Raw genomic sequence first — 17548 nt, 5'->3', positions numbered from 1 at the left:
GTTATTTGTGATTACATCATAATCCCGCCATCTACATGAAGGACTGTACCATTCACATAGTTGGATTCATTTGAAGCTAGGAACAGGTAAGCGTTTGCAATATCTTCCGGATTTCCTAGACGACCTAGTGGAACCATCATCTTCATTTGCTCAATTACTTTTTCTGGAACCTTTGCCGTCATGCCTGTTGCAATGAAACCTGGGGCAACCGCATTCACATTAATTCCCTTACGGCCAAGTTCCTTCGCCCATGTTTTTGTCATTCCAACCACTCCGGCTTTAGTAGCGGCGTAATTCGTTTGACCAATATTTCCATACACTCCTGACACAGACGAAGTGTTAATGATTTTTCCGCTTCCCTTAGCTAACATGGCTGGTAAAACGGCTTGCGTACAATGGAATACACCCGTTAAGTTCACATCTAGAACTTGCTGGAAATCTTCTACAGAGAGCTTTGCTAGCATTCCATCTCTTGTGATTCCTGCATTATTTACCAATATGTCTACTCCACCAAAGTGGTCGACCACATTTTTTACTAAAGAATCTACACTGTTACGGTCCGCAACATTCACTTGAATAAAAGCTACATCATAGCCCTTATCTTTAAGTTCACTTGCTCTCGTTTGACCCAAATCCGAATCAAAATCGGCTAACGCCACTTTTGCCCCTTCACGAGCAAACACTTCGGCAGCTGCAAATCCAATCCCATTTGCTGCACCTGTTATAATAGCTACTTTTTCAGCTAATCTCATTTCATAAACCTCCACATTACTCTAAAAATTCTGATATTAATTCAGATTCCTGTCCTAAATAAATTTCAATAAACATTTCCACAAAGACAAATCAACTACTCTTTAATCTAAAAATTCCGTCATCACTTCAAGCAGTTGGTCCAAATCATCTATTAACGGAGAATGCCCACAATCCTTTAATTCTACAAATCTCGCGTTTTCTCCTATGTCATCTAAAATTTCTTTTGTCATTTGTTCGGTTATGACTAAATCATGGTCTCCCCTTAAAACAAGAGTAGGAATATTTATACTACTAGCGAGGCCATTTCCTTGCACCAACCCATTATGTTCATGACTAATATTAAATTGGTTTAGTGCATGCACCGTTTCAGCATAATTTCTTTGTGTTAACATGTCATCCAAATACTCTTCATAACGGTTAGGATCCGGCTGATTTTTTGTATAAATTACTGCATCGTATACAAATTTTAAAAACGCTCGATCTTTCTTACGATAAGCGGTTTCTGTTGGTACAACCTTCGTTGGATCGATTTTTACTTGATCAAATGTTTCTAAACGTTGTTCCGAACTCGGCGCATACATTGCAAATCCTCTCGTTGAACCTGGAGCAAGTAGGATTAATCGGTTACAGTAATCAGGGTAATCCGCCACAAATTGCATACAAACAGGAGCTCCTAATGACCAACCTACAATCGAAAAACCATATAGTTCAATTTCATCAACAAATAATTTAATATCATCAGAAAGCTCTTTAATAGAATAGATTGCTTGATTATAAGAGGATTCTCCAAAGCCCCTCATATCCATTGCAAACACTTTGAATTCCGGATCAATCTTTTCTATTAATACATCCCAATGCTTAGAAGAGGTCATATTTCCATGTATGAGCAGGAGGTTTTTTGTTCCCCCTTCCCTTTCACGATAAGCAATCGTTTCCCCGTTTGGTATTTCTACCTTTTTGAGTTGGACTTTCTCTTTTAAAGTCATACCATTCACTCTCCCCAACGAATCGTTGTTGCCCCCCATGCATAGCCAATTCCGGCACTAACTAAAACAACAAGATCTCCATCTTTTATTTTCCCTTGTTGTTCAGCAAGTTCTAACGAAAGTATTTGATCCATTTGTCCGATGTGACCATATTCTTCTAAATAGATGGAATGGGAGTTCGACAAGCCTAATTCATTTAATACATATTCATGTGCTGATCTCTTCATGTGAAGCATTCCCACATAACGGATATCTTCTTCTCTATATCCACTTTTGCCAACTGATTCTCTAATGACTTTTAGAAAGTTAGCCATTGATTTCTGTTCTAATCTATTTTTCATTCCAACCGGATCTAGCACATCTAACTTATGAAGATGTAAATTAGATGTTGTAAGAGGATTTTTTGTTCCACCTGCAACGACTACCACATCCTCCGAAAATGATCCGTCCGTAATCATTTCTGTTTCTAGAATGAGGTTCTTGTTATAGTCTTTTTGTAAAAGCAAAGCCCCTCCACCTGCACCTAGATTAAACATAAATCTAGTTCTTTCATTCTTGTAATCTATAAAATCGCTATTTCGGTAACCGCCCGCCAGCAATACAATCTTAATACTTGGATCTGCCAGCATCATGTTTTTAGCAATCTTAATGGCCATCACTGTAGTCCCACAGCGTAGAGCTACATCAAAAGCCCAGGCATTATGAGCACCAATTTCCTCCTGTAGCTTAATTCCAGCTGTCCATAAAGGATACTCTTTATGCTCTTCCCCGATATAAATAATTAGATCAATGGATAATGGGTCAATTCCCGCTTTTTCAATTGCCTTTTTAGCCGCCCGAATTCCCATTTCACATGTATGGTCATCTTCAGAAGGTACTGGCTTTTTCTTAATCCCCATCTTCTCTTCCACAACATGGACCGGGATTCCTGCTTCTTTGGCAATTTCTTCCCCTGTTATAAACGCTTCAGGAATATAAGTACCTGTACTTACGATTCCAATATTCACAAAAATTCACCTACTTACTTAAGAATCTCCCACTACTTGTTTCATAAAATTCAAGGCTTCTTCCGATGTCTCAAACAACAACTCTTCATCCTCTTGAACGTGAGTCACTTTAATCCGCCACTGTTTTTCTTTTGTTGCTGTATCAAAGTCAACTAGTTGAAATCGAATGACAAATGAGGCAATTTGCTTTTGTTCCAATTGGGTTCCCCCTATCCAGCAGCCTTTTCGTTTTTATCTTTTGGTTCCAGGTTTCGCTGTCTTTTTACTAAGGATTTCGTTCTTAGGCTCTTTAGTGTCCCAACAATCCCTTGTGGGAAGAACATAACAGCTAGAATATATATAATTCCAAAGAAAATGATCCATCGTTCAAAGATCCAATGAACCTTAGCTAACTCAGTTAACCAGTGATGGGCAAATTCAATTAGACCAGCTCCGATGATGGCCCCAACTAGAGTTCCCACTCCACCAATAATTGTCATTAACAATGCATCAAGCGTTATATCCATTGTAAACACGCTAGTATTAACAAATCGAAGGGAAATAGCGTATAAAATACCAGCAATCCCTGCTATCACACCAGAAACGACACTTGCAATAATTTTGTACTGAAGAACACTATAACCAAGTGACTCACTTCTCTGTTCATTTTCACGAATCGCTTGCAGTACTCTCCCTAATGGTGAATTCGTAAAGCGATTTAATAGGATAAAAACAACAATCATACTAACTAAACAAATAAGATAAAAATCAAATCTATCTTTAAATAAGTCTGGTACCCTGAAAGTAAATCCATCATTCCCATATGTCATTGTTCTCCACTTTTCAGCTAAAACGAGAAACAATCCAGCAAATGCCAATGTCAACATGGCGTAGAAATGACTCTTTAATCTGAGAGTGAGTAAACCTACTAAATAACTTAACAATGCAGTCAAAACAATCGTTACCAAAACCGCTAGCATTAAATACGGAATCGTCGGTTCAAACCGTTTCATGAATATTCCTATCGTATAAGCTCCTATACCAAAAAACATCGCATGCCCAAATGAAACAATCCCTGTATATCCAAGTAATAAATCATAGCTCATCGCAAAAATCGCAAAGATAAACACTTGAGTAAATAAAATCATCATGGAGCGAGAATCATTTATGAATGGGTAAATTAGAAGCAGTACAGCAATAAGCGTATAAAAGACATTTTTCTTATTTTTCATTAGTACATTCATCCTTCTCACCCCTTCAATCCAAATAATCCTGAAGGCTTAAAGATTAATACCGCTGCCATTAATAACATGTTTACAGCAAGAGCAAGATCTGGAACATAATAAGCCATAAAGGATCCCGATAGTCCAACTAAGATAGCAGCAAGAATAGACCCAGGGAAACTACCCATTCCACCTATAACAACAACGATGAAGGCTAAAATAGCAAACTCGAGTCCCATTTCTGCATATATTACTCCTGAATATGGTGCAAGTAACACTCCACCTAAAGCAGCCATCCCTGCCCCAATCATAAAGACAAGCATAAATACTTTTTGAATATTGATCCCTAAAGACTGAACCATTTCTTTATTCATAACTCCTGCACGTACAATCAAACCAATTTTCGTATTCTTTAAAATATATTGAACAGCTAAGAATACTAAAAGACCTACTACAATGATAAAAGCACGGTACTTAATAATAATGACGTTACCAATCTCCCAACTTCCAGCTAAGTAACTAGGAGCCGTTGCGGATATCTGATTAGGTCCCCAAACTACTTTTAACATCTCAGACAACACGAGCATCAGCCCAAGTGTAATCAGAATCTGCTGTATGTGATTACCGTAAACCGGTTTAATAATCCATCTTTCTGTTGCAACACCCAGGATAAGTCCAGTAATAATGGCACCTATAATTCCAATGACAAAACTACCAGTTGTTGCATAAATCCAAGTACCACTGTAGGCGCCCCATGCAAATAACCCACCATGAGCAAAGTTTAATACGTCCATTAATCCAAAAATTAAAGTTAAACCTGCAGCCAATAAGAAAATGAGCATTCCCGTTGCTAGCCCATTAATCGTTAAATTAATTAACAGCTCCATTCCTATCCTCCTCTCCTTATGCAATCCCTAAATATTTTCTTCTCATTTCATCGTCTTCTTTTAACACATTCATTGGACCATCATGAACGGTACGTCCATCATCGATAATATAAAAACGATCTCCAATCGTGCTTGCCATCATAAAATTTTGCTCTACTAAAACAATCGTTGTTTTTTCTTTCATTTGCATAATGGAATCCATTACTTTCTCCACCACGATGGGTGCTAAACCTTTACTAGGCTCATCAATCAAGAGCATATCGTTATCGTTTACATACGCTCTTGCAATAGAAAGCATTTGTTTCTGTCCACCACTTAGTAGACCACCATGTTTTTTCCAGAACTTCTTTAAATCAGGGAATAAATTCAAAATATAAGCTAGACGTTCCTTCGTCTCATCATTTTCCGACTTCATTGCTACTTTCATATTTTCCTCAACCGTTAATTGGGCAAAAATCCCTTGATCTTCTGGAACATACCCAATTCCCTTTTGTGCGATATGATAGGTTGGTAAGCTTTTGATTTCTTCATTGTTATAAGTAATACTTCCTTTAGATGCTGGGTTCAAGCCCATAATTGTTCTTAGGGTAGTCGTTTTACCTGCGCCATTTCGACCCAGTAGAACGGTTACTTCTCCTTTTCTCACTTCAAAATTAATGCCTTGTAAAATATGATATTGCCCAATATACGTTTCAACCTGATCAAGCTTCAATTGCACGCTCATCATAAAGACCTCCTAAATAAGCGGACTGTACAGTTTCATTTTTCATTATTTCTTCTGGTGTCCCTGTGGCTAATAATCTTCCATTAAAAAGCACCATAACTGAATCAGATAAATCCATAATCATATCCATTTTGTGCTCAATTAATAGAATTGTCCGATCTCCTTTAGCTTTAATTTTCTTAATCACCTCAAGGATAGCGGGAACTTCTTCTAATGACATACCTGCTGTCGGTTCATCGAGTAACAGAACTTCTGTGTTTAAAGCTAGTAACATTGCAATTTCTAGCTTCCGTTTTTCTCCATGCGCTAAGTTAAGCGCTAACGTATCTTTTTTATTATCAAGCATGACCATTTTAAGCCATTCTACTGCTTGGTCTTCTAGATTCTTAAACTTCTTAAAATGTGAAAACATCTTATAACGAATTCCTGCCTGTGATTGAACGGCTAATCTAACATTCTCCAACACAGTTAAGTTCGGGAAAACATTCGTAATTTGAAAAGATCTGCCGATTCCCTTCCTCGTTCTAAACGTAGGCGAAAGCTTTGTGATATTCTCCCCACGAAAAAATACTTCCCCTTTTGTTGGCGCAAGCTGCCCACTTAAAAGGTTAAAGAATGTTGTCTTCCCTGCTCCATTTGGCCCAATAATCGATAAAAATTGATTTTCTTTTACGGTTAAGTTGACTCCATCTACCGCTGTATGACCGCCAAAAGTTATCGTTAAATCCTTTGTTTCTATTAAGCTCAAAATAACACCACCTTCTAAGAAATACATATGTGCTCTGACCTTTTAAATAAAGAAGGGCCAAGTAAAAATCAATGCTAAGATTTTTACCAGACCCTACAACACCGTATCTTGTCATCTTGTTGGATTCAAAGATACATCACTAACGTAGTGTCAAACTAATGAACTAATTTCTAATTGGAGGAGCCGTTTCCTCTGGAGAAAGCTCACGAATTAATACAGGTACCGGATATGGTACGCCTTCTTTCTTTTCTAATCTAACAGCATATAGAGACTGAAGGGCTTGATGATCTTCAGGACGGAAAGTCATTTTTCCTTTTGGAGTTTCAAAACTCATTCCTTCCATTGCTTCAATCAGTGTATCAGCGTTCGTGTCTCCACCTGTTTTCTTGATTGCTTCTACAATTGCGATAGCCGCACTCATACCACCTGGTGTAAATAAATCAGGTAACTCGTTGTTGAATCTCTTTTTATGTTCTGTTACTAACCAATCGTTGATTTCGTTCTTAGGAAGGTCATGATAATAAACAGAGAAACCTTCCATGCCAACTAATGGCTCCATTGTTGTTAGTGCCGCAATGTCAGGTGCTCCAGTAGAAATTTTTATTCCTTTTTCTTGAACCTTCATATCAGCAATTTGGTTCCAAGGAGAGTTTGCTCCAGCCCAAACTACGAATAAATAATCTGGCTTTGAATCAATTACTTTTTGAATATTAGATGTAAAATCTGTTGCAGCTGGATCAGCGTACTCCTCATGGATAATTTCTGCTCCAAGCTTTTCTGCCGCTTCTTTAAATGCAGCTACCCCATCTCTACCAAATGAATAATCTGGGGCAAACGTGGCAATCTTTACTCCATCTTTCGCAATAGCTGCTGCGCCTGCAACTGCATCTTGAGAAGAGTTACGTGCTGTACGGAAAATATATTTATTAAACTCAGAACCTGTAATACTATCAGCTACTGCAGGCTCAACAACCATAATTTTTTCATACTCTTCAGCCAGTGGTAATACAGCAAGTGTGTCACCAGAACTAGATGAACCAACAAGGAAATCAACTTCATCATCTTCTAAAAGTTTAGTAGCTTTTTGAACCGCAACTTCTGGCTTTGTCTCAGTATCTTCTACAATGAACTGAATTTTACGACCATCTACTTCCATTGTCCCGCCTGTCGCGTACTCAAGACCAAGTTCAAATCCTCTTAATGTTTGTTTACCATAAGCTTCAAGTCCACCTGTTTGCGATGCTAGCACCCCAATTTTAATAGGTTCACTATTCTTTGTTTCTTCCTTATCCTTCGAGCCGGAATCAGAACTTCCTGTTTGATCAGAACTACATGCACTAGCAAAAACCATCATAAAAACGAGTAAGCAAATAAAAGCAAAATGTTTCCTTACTGAACTCATTCATCTTCCCCCTTGAAATTTGGTTACTTCTTTGTGGATTTATCATAATTTTTCGTGGTTACAAACGAGTTACAAATCATTAGGAAGTTAGAAAAAAACGAGCCCGGTTAAAATTGTAGGCTCGTCAAGTGTGTATATACGATTCATTAGTCCAATACATTCACTTTCATTTCCATAATCATTTCGTACATGTGGCGTGTAGGTTCTAGTGGTGAAACACCTAACTCCTCTTCAAGAACCTCACAACACTTTTGATACCATTTAATCGCATACGGTCGATTATTCTTTCGATAATAACAATACATAATTAAACGATAAGCTTCTTCCCATGTTTTATCCTTTTTAAGAATACTTTCACACCAGTGAATGGCTTGGTCATAGTTTTCCTTACGAACACTTAGTTGTGCTAATTTTTCTGCACCCCTTAAGTAGTAGACAAGTAACCTTTCTCTTTCGTTTAAGCACCAGTCATCATACCTTCTGTCAGGTAAATAATCTCCTTTATATAAACGTAGCCCCTTCTCCAAACATTGAATGGATTGCTCAATGTCTTGTTCTGCCAGTCCCACTCTTATCCATTCTTCAAAAATAACTGTATCCAGTTCTATACCTGCTTTATTATTAATTCCATAAGAGGTTCCGTCTCTCATAATAAAAAATGGATTGGCTCTTGGCTTTCGGTGGGGTTCAAGTGCATTGTTTAAGGCATTTAGTGCTACTTTAAAGTCCCTTGCTGCACTGGTTTCATTTTGTTCCGGCCAAATGAGCTGCAAGATTTCTTCTTTCGGAAAAAAGTGTTTTCGATTCGTTAAAAATAATTGCAATAGCTCCTTGGCTTTCCCTCTTTGCCAATCTCGTTCTTCTACTTCCGTTTCTCCTAACCATACCCTGAACTGACCAAGCGTCTGAATTCTCAAAGTAAATCCCGGATGAGAATCCAAGTTAGCGATACTTTTATGCTGTAATAGCTTCGTTACATAGTCGGGAAATATATTACGTTTCTGAATCTCTATTAGTAGTGGAGCAAACATCTCTAAATCTCTCGGTCCGTAAATACTTCTCTTATGAAAAATAAATTCAAAGCCTTTTAGTTGAACCTGTTTTAAAAAAAGAGTGATGTATGATTCAAATTGTTCAGTCTCTTCGTGTACAAATGAGAGATAGGCTTTCCAAAAATAAGTTAACATTTTTCCAAATTCATCGTGACAATTTTGAAACATGGTTTCTGCTTTATTCAAGTAAATTGATGCTTCGGACAATCGATTATTATAAATAGCGGCAATCCCCATTGATAGCTTGATTAACGAAGAAAGCCAAATGTCTTTCACTTTTTCAGTTTCTTGTAAACCTAAAATTCCTACCTCAATGGCTCTTTCATAATCCCCTTTATTTCCATATAAAATACACAGACCCATAAAGGCTTCCGCTTTTCCTCGCTCTACACGAATTCGGTCCATAATTTCCAAGGCGGTCTCATAGCATTTTTCCGCTAATGCTAGGTCGTATTGATCTAACAGCTGAACAGCATGGCCCATTCGAATCCATCCGCATGCCTCGACGAACGGAGACTGAGAGGAAACCCCGCTCTGAATACCTTCCTGTGCTAGACTCTTAGATTCAACTCCATTCCCTGTAAGCGCTTCAATTAAAGCTAACAATAAATCAGTCTCTCGGTGAGATTGTGGAAGTTTAGAAATGATTGGCCCATTAGAATGATTTTTTCTGGCGGAAAAAAGGACATTCTTCGCTTCATCTAATCTCCCCGTTCTTAAATATAGCCTTGCTTGAAGATTCCCATAACCAAGGTCTACACTTGCATCTCTTGCACGTTTCAACCATTTTTCTGCCTTGATAGCATGCCCCGAATTAATCAAGTTTTCAGCTAGAAGCCTATATAATTTTCCTGTATCCTGTTCAGAGCTCCATTCACTCTTTTCACGAATTTCAATTGCCTGGTACAGATACCTTTCAGCATTATAAGGCTGGATCGTATCCAAGTAGATTTTTGCCTTACCTTCTAAAGCCTTACTCTTTTCTAAAGCATTTCCCTTTTTGTCAGCCCCCGTGAAAGCTTGGTCATAACAAAATTCAGCCTCTTTATATAGAGAGCGATATCTATGTACTTCTCCTTGTAAAAACCATAGAGTATAAAAGCGATCTTTTTCAGGATTTGGTAGGTTAATCAATAATTCATATAAACTTTCCACCTTGCCACTTTCAAGCATCGTAATACCATAATCATTCAAAATGGAAGCAATCGCTTCTACATGACCTATCTTTTCATAGTGTAAAAGGGCTCCTTCCCAGTTTCTCAGCTTCTCATAATACCTGGCCCCTCTTTCATGTAAAACCCGTATACTATGCGGTTGATTTTTTCTAAATTGTTTCTCAAGAAATTCCTTAAAGAGAGCATGGTATCTATATTGCTTTTCACCAATACGCTGAATAAATAAGTTTTTTTCGAGTAACTGCTCTAACATCCCAGCGGAACCAGTAATCCCTAATACGACATCGCACACGTCTTCATCTAGTTCTTCTAAGACACTCGTTTGTTCTAAAAATTGTTGAATTAACGGAGGTTGCTTTGAGAACACTTCCATCACTAAATATTGAAATAAGTCTTGTAAAGACCCTCCTGGCTTAGATAAGAAGGAATGAATATCTTCCGTATGTTGAATTTGTTGAGCAATCATTCCAAGGGCGATAACCCAACCCTCAGTAATTTTATAAATCTGTTTTAACTCTTCTTCATTAATAGTCAAATCATAATTATCGGAAAGGAGTAATTCTATCTCGTCCATTGATAAAGAGAGATCTTCTTTCGTAATTTCTAAAAGTTGGTTCGTCACCTTCATCTTTGTTAATGGCTTCCATAGTGGTCTGCTCCTACTAGACACAATCATACTTAGCTGTTCAGGTATATGTTCAAGAAGCCTTTCCATAAAACGATTAATATTATAGGAATGTTCAACCTGATGATAGTCATCAATAATCAATGTAATCTTCTTCTCTAGAGATAAGAGCTCGTTAACAAATAACGAGCAAAGCGAACTCAAATCTTCCTCACGTATGTAGTGGTCCATTTCGTTCATAAATGACTTAATTTCCGTTCCGAATGTCGGATATACTGTTTGAATAGATGATATGATATAGGTTAGAAATGGAATGATATCGTCGTCTGTTGCTGAAGTTGAATACCAACAGCAAGAGGAATACTGATCATATACATACAAAGCTAATGCTGTACTTTTCCCATAACCTGCACCAGAATGAATAATTGTTAGAGGATGATTAGGAATCCCCTTCATTTTCTTTGTTAATTTTGCTCTTCTTATCGTATCTTCTTTAATTTTAGGGGCAATTAATTTTGTCTTAATGACTAACATAATTCGCTCATCATCCTCCTTTCCTTAATTTTCTAATTATTTTAACATATGACAAATAAAAAAAGACTCGAATTAACTCGAGTCGTAGTGATTTTTTATAAGGTCTTTTGTAATTTTTTAAATTGCTGCGCTTATTTTGCCCGTTCCTTTCCGCTCCACTCAATGATTCAATGTTTAAAAGCAATAATTTTTACGAAAAGAACCTATTAAAAAGAAACCGCCACATGATCAAGTGGCCAGTATCTCAAGTTTACTTTACCCACTACTTGTTCAACAGAGATAAATCCGAAGTGGCGACTGTCCCAACTACCTAGTCTATTATCACCTAACACGAACAAGCTACCCTCGGGTACTGTTTCCTCTCCTGTTAGTTCAGTTAAAGTAAAGTCTCCTGTAAGACGTCCGTCTAATGATTGATCTCGATATTTTTCTAAAAATGGTTCTGCAATTTCTTCTCCGTTTATATACAGCTGATCTTCTATATATTCGATTTTGTCACCAGGTAAGCCGATAATTCTCTTAACATAATCTTCTTCTTTGTTTGCGTGAAACACAATGACGTCAAATCGGTTTAACTCTCCTACTTGATAACCTAATTTATTTACAACCAATTTGTTCCCATCTTGAAGGGTAGGCATCATTGACTCACCCTCTACCTCATAGTTGGAGAAGAAAAAAGCTCGTATGAAAACGAAAATAATGATTCCTATTACTAAAGCCTTTACCCATTCTAGACTTTCTTTTTTCACTATTTCATTCAAAAGTGATCTCCTCCATTGCCAATAAAGAACGGACGTTACTAGAAGACAATTTGAAGTTTAATAAAATGATTATTGCTTTTAATTAAATTAACCAGCTTGCCTTTCATGTTCCGTACTTTTATTTATATGAGATTCTATTCTCTTACCTACATACCACAATATCGCAATAATTAAAACTACGATTGCTGTTCTAACAGGTTGCGTAATGAGAGAGCGAATATCATAGCCAACAAAGCTAATCGTAAATATCATGACCATTTTCCCAGCTAAAACCGCAAACATATACTGCCCTACTCTAATATTAGACAGTCCTGCTACAATATTAACTACTGCAGAAGGTGTAAAAGGAAAACATAGAAGAAGAAAAAGTGGACCAAAACCATGTCTCTCTACCCAAGACATAAGCTTTTGTACTTGTGGATGTCTCTTCAAAAAAAGCAATATTCTCTTTTGACCGAACCTTCTAAAGATGAGGAAAACAATTAATGCTCCAATAGAAGCTCCAATCCATGAAAATAAGAACCCAAGCCAAAGTCCAAAAGCATTCGCATTAGCCAGCACAAATAAGAATAATGGTAAGAACGGAAAAAAGGCTTCTAGCATGGGTAACAAAATCCCTGGAAATGGACCAAAGGAACGGTATTTTTCTATTAAGTCCATTATGTTTTCTAGTGAAAACCATTCTCTAAACAATTCTAAATCCATTTAATATCTCCTCGAATCAGAAACAACGACTTGTGCATGATGATTATTTATGGTTAGTTTAAACCACACGGCAAACATCATACTTCTTTATCGATACTCTTATTTTATTCTACACCTCATCATTCAATATGAGAACATTAATGATCTCCCCATCTATAAGTAAATGGGGAGTACTGCTATTTAGAAATAAATCCTTGAATGGCCTCTCTATTTTTTTGCACATCTATTGCTAAAACGGAAGCACCATTAATATTTGCATTTTGCCAAGCTCCATCTACAGGAACTCTTAGAGAACTAATTTCTCTATTGCCACTTGTAATAAAATCTTTACCGATAAATACCATGTCTGCAGCATCCATATTCGTATTAACAAACGGAGTAACTACCCCTACTAGCTTAGGAAGTTTAGGTACCGATTGGATGGATGTCAGTTCTTCGGCAATCTTCTTTACTACTTTTTGCTGCCTTTCTACCCTTCCAAAATCTCCAACTGCATCTTGCCTAAAACGAACATAACCTAACAAATGTTTTCCATCAAGCCTTTGTAGACCTGGTTCTAGCGTTACACCAATGTTCTTTGACATTCTTTTTTCTACGTCTATCTCTAATCCCTCTGGAAATGCTTCATCCACTAATTGAACAAATCCTTCAAAATCAACGATTGCATAATATTGTAAGTCGAGCCCAAAATTAGCTTTCAAGGTTTCCCTAACTAGTTCAGGTCCCCCTTTAAGAAAGGCAGTATTTATTCTTCCCTGTCCATAACCTGGTATTTCAAGATAGGTATCTCTCATAAACGAAATTAACTTATAAGTTCCATTATCAGGATGATACCTAGCAACCATAATGGTATCCGCTCGAGCCTTTTCCTCTCCTCTTGAGTCACTTCCTAATAATAAAATATTGGTACCGCCTTCTTGGTCAACATCACCGTTGAATTCATAATCCACTTTTTGTACATTTGCTCTTTCTGTTGACTGAGAAACCCCCTGCTTATATTGATAAAAACCATATGCAAAGACAGCAGCAAATAATATAAAAATCGTTGTGAAAAATCTTTTCCACTTTCTGTTCTTTTTCTTCTGTTTTTGATATTCTTGTCGTTCTGACCTCATGTTAATACCTTCCGTTTCTAGAAATTCAATATAGACTCGCTATATAAGACTGATTTCTTACAGAAAAAGTTTCTCTTTATACATAATTTTCACGTATGAGATGGTTAGTAGTATTAAGCAGTATTTCGTATCTTCTTAAGATTACCAAAATCAATATTTTTTTTCAGCTATTGTTTATGAGTAGTTCGGATATACGCGCGATTTAGTCATTTTTGCGGAAATTTAATTTTTTTGCAAAAATCACAATAATTTTGTGAAAATGAATCTTTTTTGCTAAAATCCAACTAATTTTGCGAAAAGCTAATTTTTTTAGCGAACTCCTATTTTAGTAACTAAAAAACCGCAAAAACCCCTTACAGGGTTTTTGCGGTCCACTTTAAATGTTACTTAATATACTCATTAAACCAATTCTTAATATGGTGTAGTCTTTCCATTCTTAAGTTTGGTTTTCCACTTCTTGATAGTTCATGGTTTGATTCAGGGAAACGAACAAATTTAGTCGTTTTCTTTTTATGTTTTAAAGCGATATACAATTGTTCCGCTTGTTCAATTGGACAACGATAATCTTTTTCACTATGAAGAATCAATAATGGTGTCTCTACTGAATCAACATATGCTAATGGAGAATGCTTCCATAATGTTTGAATATCATCTAAGGAATTAGATTTAATTTGCCATTCGTTAAAGTAATATCCAATGTCACTTACTCCGTAGAAGCTAATCCAGTTGGAAATAGAACGCTGAGTTACCGCAGCTTTAAAACTGTTCGTGTGGCCAACTATCCAGTTAGTCATGAACCCGCCATAGCTTCCTCCCGTAACCCCAAGACGGTTCTCGTCAATAAAGTCAAATTGATCTAATACATAGTCAACTGCTTCCATCACATCTGCATAATCTCTGCCACCATAGTCCCCACGAACGGCATCAACGAATTTTTGTCCATATCCATGACTTCCTCTTGGGTTAATGTATAGCACAGCATAACCTTCAGCAGCTAAGGTTTGGAACTCATGAAAATAAGTATTTGCATACATAGCATGTGGTCCACCATGAATTTCTAGGATTAAAGGATATTTCTCGCCTTCTTTAAAATTAGCTGGCTTCATTAACCATCCATGTAAATCCCAATCATCTTTAGATTTGAATTCAATTTCCTCTACACTCGCTAATTGAACCTCATCTAGGAACGAAGCATTAGCGTTTGTAAGCTGTGTTAATTCTCCTGTTGGTACATCTAAATAAAATAGTTCACCAGGTGATTGTGCTTTACTAATAGCTACCACAGCTTGATTAATGTTGCCACCGGTTGTTAAACCATAAACATGCTGCTGGTCAAGTAAAGCCGGATATAACTCGCCATTAACTGAACCATAATATACAACCGTATTACCATGGTCAGTTGCTAGGAAATAGAAACTTTCGTTGTCTTCCCCCCATAATAGTCCAGGTGTAACAGCTCCTTGTTGGAAATCCCCAATCGCTAGGTCCCCAACTAATAAATCTGTTTCACTTGTTAGACAATTAAGGCTCTTGTTATCAACATTATAAACCCAAGCTTTGCTTAAGGTTGCATTTTCAAATTCTCTCTCATGCCCAATCATCCCCAAAAATTTACTGTTAGGAGACCAGGTTACACTGCCAAAATATCCTGTACTGTTCGTAACTTTTTGAAGATTTTTAGTAGAGACTTCTAATAAATAGACATCTGATAAAAACGAATGATCTAATTCTTCGCTGAAATCAGCCGTTAAAGCAATATAATTTCCATCAGGTGACCAGCTTTGAAGTGAGTAGTCTCTTTCTCCGCTGGTTAACAGTTCCATTTCTTTTGTATTTACATCCACGACAGCTATTTGAGTAAATCTTCCATTCCAAAAACCGGAAGCATCAGATTTATATTTCATCTTATCAACAACAAGAGGAACTAGATTCCCTTTCTCTTCTTCTTTCTTTTCTTCTAAAAGTAGAGCTTCATCTGATTTTAAAGAGGTACTGAAAGCAATTTTACTCCCATCTGGTGACCAAACAGGGTTGCTTGCCCCGTTCGTACTATTGGTTACCTGTCTAGCTTCTCCACCATCTTTTTGCAAAATATATATTTGATTTTTTCCTGTTCGATTTGAAACAAATGCGATTTGGCTGCCATCAGGTGACCAGCGAGGGGAATGATTTTTATTTTCTCCATAAGTCCACTGAACAGGATTCGTTTTTTCAGCAACATTTATGTAATATAAGTTGGATACATAATCATTCTTCTCTTTAGACATGGTTGTTTCAACATAGAGTAGATCGGAACCGTTCTTTGCTAGCTGTGGATCAGCTAATGATTTTAAATGATATAAATCTTCTGCCGTTAATGTTCTCTTTTGCTTTTCCATATGTGGGTCATCCTCCTTTAGTACACTCCTATTTATTTCGATACTAGAAATATTTATTCCTTCCGATTTTTTAAATTTTTCATAGCTAATTTTTGGTTAATAAATTGTTGCCTAGAACATCTTGCCCGTTCCTTTCCGTTCGGTGGTTCAAATGTTGTTAAAGGCAACAAACTTTACAAATTTAGGGTTAAGACTAAAGACTAGAAAAAACACCTTGATTATTATGACCATTTTTTGTACTATATTATCGAACAGATGTTCTGGTTTAATTTTATATAGGAGCTTGATCATATGACTAGAATTCCGGAAGATGATCGAAACATATTAGAAAAGGCTATTTATTTACCGATGGTTTTGACCGTTTTAAACAAAGATTTACTCGTCATTCATGAGAGTCCCTTTAAGTTAAAACAGCCCTATTTAGAATTAGTTGAAGAGACAATGAAGGTAATTCAGAGGGAATTGGCTGAAGTAAAGCAATATATGAAGAGAAATAATTTAAAAGTATTTGAAGCTAAGAGAGATGAGGCTTTTACCATGTTTACCTTTTTATATAAAGGTTATGAGGAGCACCATAACTACTTTAATCCAAGATTGAGAAACAGAGTACAAGAATTAATGCAATACTACTTATATAAGCGCCACAAATAAAGTTTTTTTCTAAACTGGTTCACAATGAAAACTAGCTTAGTTGAGTTGTTGTAAAGTTAAAGTTATATCTTCCTCAACTAAACCAGTTCAAGCCTTTTGCGACCGGCGGTATTTCCTATATGCTTCCACTTCTCTCATGCCACTTTCGATTACCAGCTGTAAGATAATTGGACTTCTCTTCAGATGCCTTTTGTCTTTTCGTATAGAATTCCCACGTAGTTTCCTCGAGTCTTTGAGAAAGCTTTGAGCGCAATAAGACTGTTCGTAAATACTGGTTTTGAAAAGAAGTATAGGAAATGGGGACTTCCACACAAGCTTTATTAATAAATGTAACATTCGTTGTGTCTTTACTACCTTTTTTGAAATCAATAATATGCTCATGAGCAATCCAGATGCATTGGATATTTTCTGGGGATGTGGTTGGGAAAAAATATATGAAGTTCGTTGGGGATATTGAGATAGGAACCTTGTGGGTAATTCCAATTAGTTGTCTTGTTCCTTCTTTTCTTCCTTCATAACTACATCCAAAGAAGATACAACTTTTTTTTATGATATCAATTGGTCTAAATGGAGAGATAAACTCTTCTTCAAGCTCAATAATCTTGGAATACACCTTGCTACCATACTTAAGAGGAAAAATAATTAATGTACTTGAATTTATCTCATACTCTTCAATAATCTTTTTCTCCATTTTTCTACCTCCTACGCTATTTTTCTTCTTTATATTATCACTTCTTACATTTTTTTCATGGTAATCATATAAATTTTCAGAAAGTTTTCACATTTTACCTTCATAGAAAAATATTTTCTGATTTTTTTAAAAATTCCGTTGATTAAATCAAA

At 36.5% G+C, this 17548-nt stretch carries 16 protein-coding genes; 1 reads left to right on the top strand and 15 read right to left on the bottom strand.

From position 1 onward, the window contains the following. Nucleotides 1–11 precede the first annotated feature (11 nt). The 14 genes from fabG to SM124_RS00635 form a co-directional block, all read right to left on the bottom strand. Nucleotides 12–752, bottom strand: coding sequence for a 3-oxoacyl-ACP reductase FabG (fabG, locus tag SM124_RS00700; protein WP_322444562.1), 741 nt, complete (start codon nucleotides 750–752; stop codon nucleotides 12–14). Between the two features lie 102 nt (nucleotides 753–854). Next, complete coding sequence (gene phaZ, locus SM124_RS00695; protein ID WP_322444561.1) at nucleotides 855–1739, bottom strand: intracellular short-chain-length polyhydroxyalkanoate depolymerase; 885 nt, start codon at nucleotides 1737–1739, stop codon at nucleotides 855–857. A 5-nt stretch (nucleotides 1740–1744) separates the two neighbouring features. After that, nucleotides 1745–2746, bottom strand: coding sequence for a 3-oxoacyl-ACP synthase (locus tag SM124_RS00690; RefSeq protein WP_322444560.1), 1002 nt, complete (start codon nucleotides 2744–2746; stop codon nucleotides 1745–1747). Between the two features lie 18 nt (nucleotides 2747–2764). After that, nucleotides 2765–2944 (bottom strand): hypothetical protein, encoded by a 180-nt coding sequence (locus tag SM124_RS00685; protein WP_322444559.1) that lies wholly within the window; start codon nucleotides 2942–2944, stop codon nucleotides 2765–2767. Between the two features lie 11 nt (nucleotides 2945–2955). Further along, on the bottom strand, nucleotides 2956–3969 hold the full coding sequence (locus SM124_RS00680) for a branched-chain amino acid ABC transporter permease (RefSeq protein ID WP_322444558.1): 1014 nt from the start codon (nucleotides 3967–3969) through the stop codon (nucleotides 2956–2958). Nucleotides 3970–3974: 5 nt separating this feature from the next. Then, nucleotides 3975–4835 carry a branched-chain amino acid ABC transporter permease gene (locus SM124_RS00675; RefSeq protein ID WP_322444557.1) on the bottom strand — a complete coding sequence of 287 codons (861 nt, stop codon included), beginning with the start codon at nucleotides 4833–4835 and terminating at the stop codon, nucleotides 3975–3977. Nucleotides 4836–4851: 16 nt separating this feature from the next. After that, nucleotides 4852–5559 (bottom strand): ABC transporter ATP-binding protein, encoded by a 708-nt coding sequence (locus tag SM124_RS00670; protein ID WP_322445030.1) that lies wholly within the window; start codon nucleotides 5557–5559, stop codon nucleotides 4852–4854. Continuing rightward, complete coding sequence (locus SM124_RS00665) at nucleotides 5537–6310, bottom strand: ABC transporter ATP-binding protein (RefSeq protein ID WP_322445029.1); 774 nt, start codon at nucleotides 6308–6310, stop codon at nucleotides 5537–5539. Before SM124_RS00665 ends, SM124_RS00670 begins: the two co-directional genes overlap by 23 nt. Nucleotides 6311–6470: 160 nt before the next feature. Further along, a complete protein-coding gene (locus SM124_RS00660; RefSeq protein WP_322444556.1) occupies nucleotides 6471–7709 on the bottom strand; it encodes a substrate-binding domain-containing protein in 1239 nt (412 codons plus the stop codon). Nucleotides 7710–7855: 146 nt separating this feature from the next. Beyond that, on the bottom strand, nucleotides 7856–11095 hold the full coding sequence (locus SM124_RS00655) for an AfsR/SARP family transcriptional regulator (protein WP_322444555.1): 3240 nt from the start codon (nucleotides 11093–11095) through the stop codon (nucleotides 7856–7858). Between the two features lie 206 nt (nucleotides 11096–11301). Beyond that, entirely contained in the window at nucleotides 11302–11856 is a 555-nt protein-coding gene (gene lepB, locus SM124_RS00650) for a signal peptidase I (RefSeq protein ID WP_322444554.1), read from the bottom strand. Between the two features lie 87 nt (nucleotides 11857–11943). Next, nucleotides 11944–12561, bottom strand: a complete 618-nt coding sequence (locus SM124_RS00645) for a TVP38/TMEM64 family protein (protein ID WP_322444553.1) — start codon at nucleotides 12559–12561, stop codon at nucleotides 11944–11946. 176 nt (nucleotides 12562–12737) lie between these two features. Then, nucleotides 12738–13676 (bottom strand): LCP family protein, encoded by a 939-nt coding sequence (locus SM124_RS00640; protein ID WP_322444552.1) that lies wholly within the window; start codon nucleotides 13674–13676, stop codon nucleotides 12738–12740. 383 nt (nucleotides 13677–14059) lie between these two features. After that, on the bottom strand, nucleotides 14060–16054 hold the full coding sequence (locus SM124_RS00635) for a S9 family peptidase (RefSeq protein ID WP_322444551.1): 1995 nt from the start codon (nucleotides 16052–16054) through the stop codon (nucleotides 14060–14062). Between the two features lie 291 nt (nucleotides 16055–16345). On the opposite strand from SM124_RS00635, the gene SM124_RS00630 reads away from it, so the two are divergent. Continuing rightward, a complete protein-coding gene (locus tag SM124_RS00630; protein ID WP_322444550.1) occupies nucleotides 16346–16705 on the top strand; it encodes a YhjD family protein in 360 nt (119 codons plus the stop codon). A 115-nt stretch (nucleotides 16706–16820) separates the two neighbouring features. On the opposite strand, the gene SM124_RS00625 is transcribed toward SM124_RS00630, so the two are convergent. Further along, entirely contained in the window at nucleotides 16821–17396 is a 576-nt protein-coding gene (locus SM124_RS00625) for a competence protein ComK (protein ID WP_322444549.1), read from the bottom strand. Between the last annotated feature and the right edge of the window lie 152 nt (nucleotides 17397–17548).

Source organism: Robertmurraya mangrovi (assembly GCF_034427655.1).
GTDB lineage: Bacteria > Bacillota > Bacilli > Bacillales > Cytobacillaceae > Robertmurraya_A > Robertmurraya_A mangrovi.
Note: the sequence above shows the minus strand (reverse complement) of the source record. Positions and strands in the feature narration are given on the sequence as shown.

What these genes read in the sequence shown, in the direction of transcription:
- SM124_RS00635 (WP_322444551.1), bottom strand. Translation starts at nt 16,054, where the DNA reads ATGGAAAAGCAAAAGAGAACATTAACGGCAGAAGATTTATATCATTTA.
- fabG (WP_322444562.1), bottom strand. Translation starts at nt 752, where the DNA reads ATGAGATTAGCTGAAAAAGTAGCTATTATAACAGGTGCAGCAAATGGG.
- SM124_RS00640 (WP_322444552.1), bottom strand. Translation starts at nt 13,676, where the DNA reads ATGAGGTCAGAACGACAAGAATATCAAAAACAGAAGAAAAAGAACAGA.
- SM124_RS00645 (WP_322444553.1), bottom strand. Translation starts at nt 12,561, where the DNA reads ATGGATTTAGAATTGTTTAGAGAATGGTTTTCACTAGAAAACATAATG.
- SM124_RS00660 (WP_322444556.1), bottom strand. Translation starts at nt 7,709, where the DNA reads ATGAGTTCAGTAAGGAAACATTTTGCTTTTATTTGCTTACTCGTTTTT.
- SM124_RS00675 (WP_322444557.1), bottom strand. Translation starts at nt 4,835, where the DNA reads ATGGAGCTGTTAATTAATTTAACGATTAATGGGCTAGCAACGGGAATG.
- SM124_RS00630 (WP_322444550.1), top strand. Translation starts at nt 16,346, where the DNA reads ATGACTAGAATTCCGGAAGATGATCGAAACATATTAGAAAAGGCTATT.
- SM124_RS00670 (WP_322445030.1), bottom strand. Translation starts at nt 5,559, where the DNA reads ATGAGCGTGCAATTGAAGCTTGATCAGGTTGAAACGTATATTGGGCAA.
- SM124_RS00625 (WP_322444549.1), bottom strand. Translation starts at nt 17,396, where the DNA reads ATGGAGAAAAAGATTATTGAAGAGTATGAGATAAATTCAAGTACATTA.
- SM124_RS00680 (WP_322444558.1), bottom strand. Translation starts at nt 3,969, where the DNA reads ATGAATGTACTAATGAAAAATAAGAAAAATGTCTTTTATACGCTTATT.
- phaZ (WP_322444561.1), bottom strand. Translation starts at nt 1,739, where the DNA reads ATGACTTTAAAAGAGAAAGTCCAACTCAAAAAGGTAGAAATACCAAAC.
- SM124_RS00655 (WP_322444555.1), bottom strand. Translation starts at nt 11,095, where the DNA reads ATGTTAGTCATTAAGACAAAATTAATTGCCCCTAAAATTAAAGAAGAT.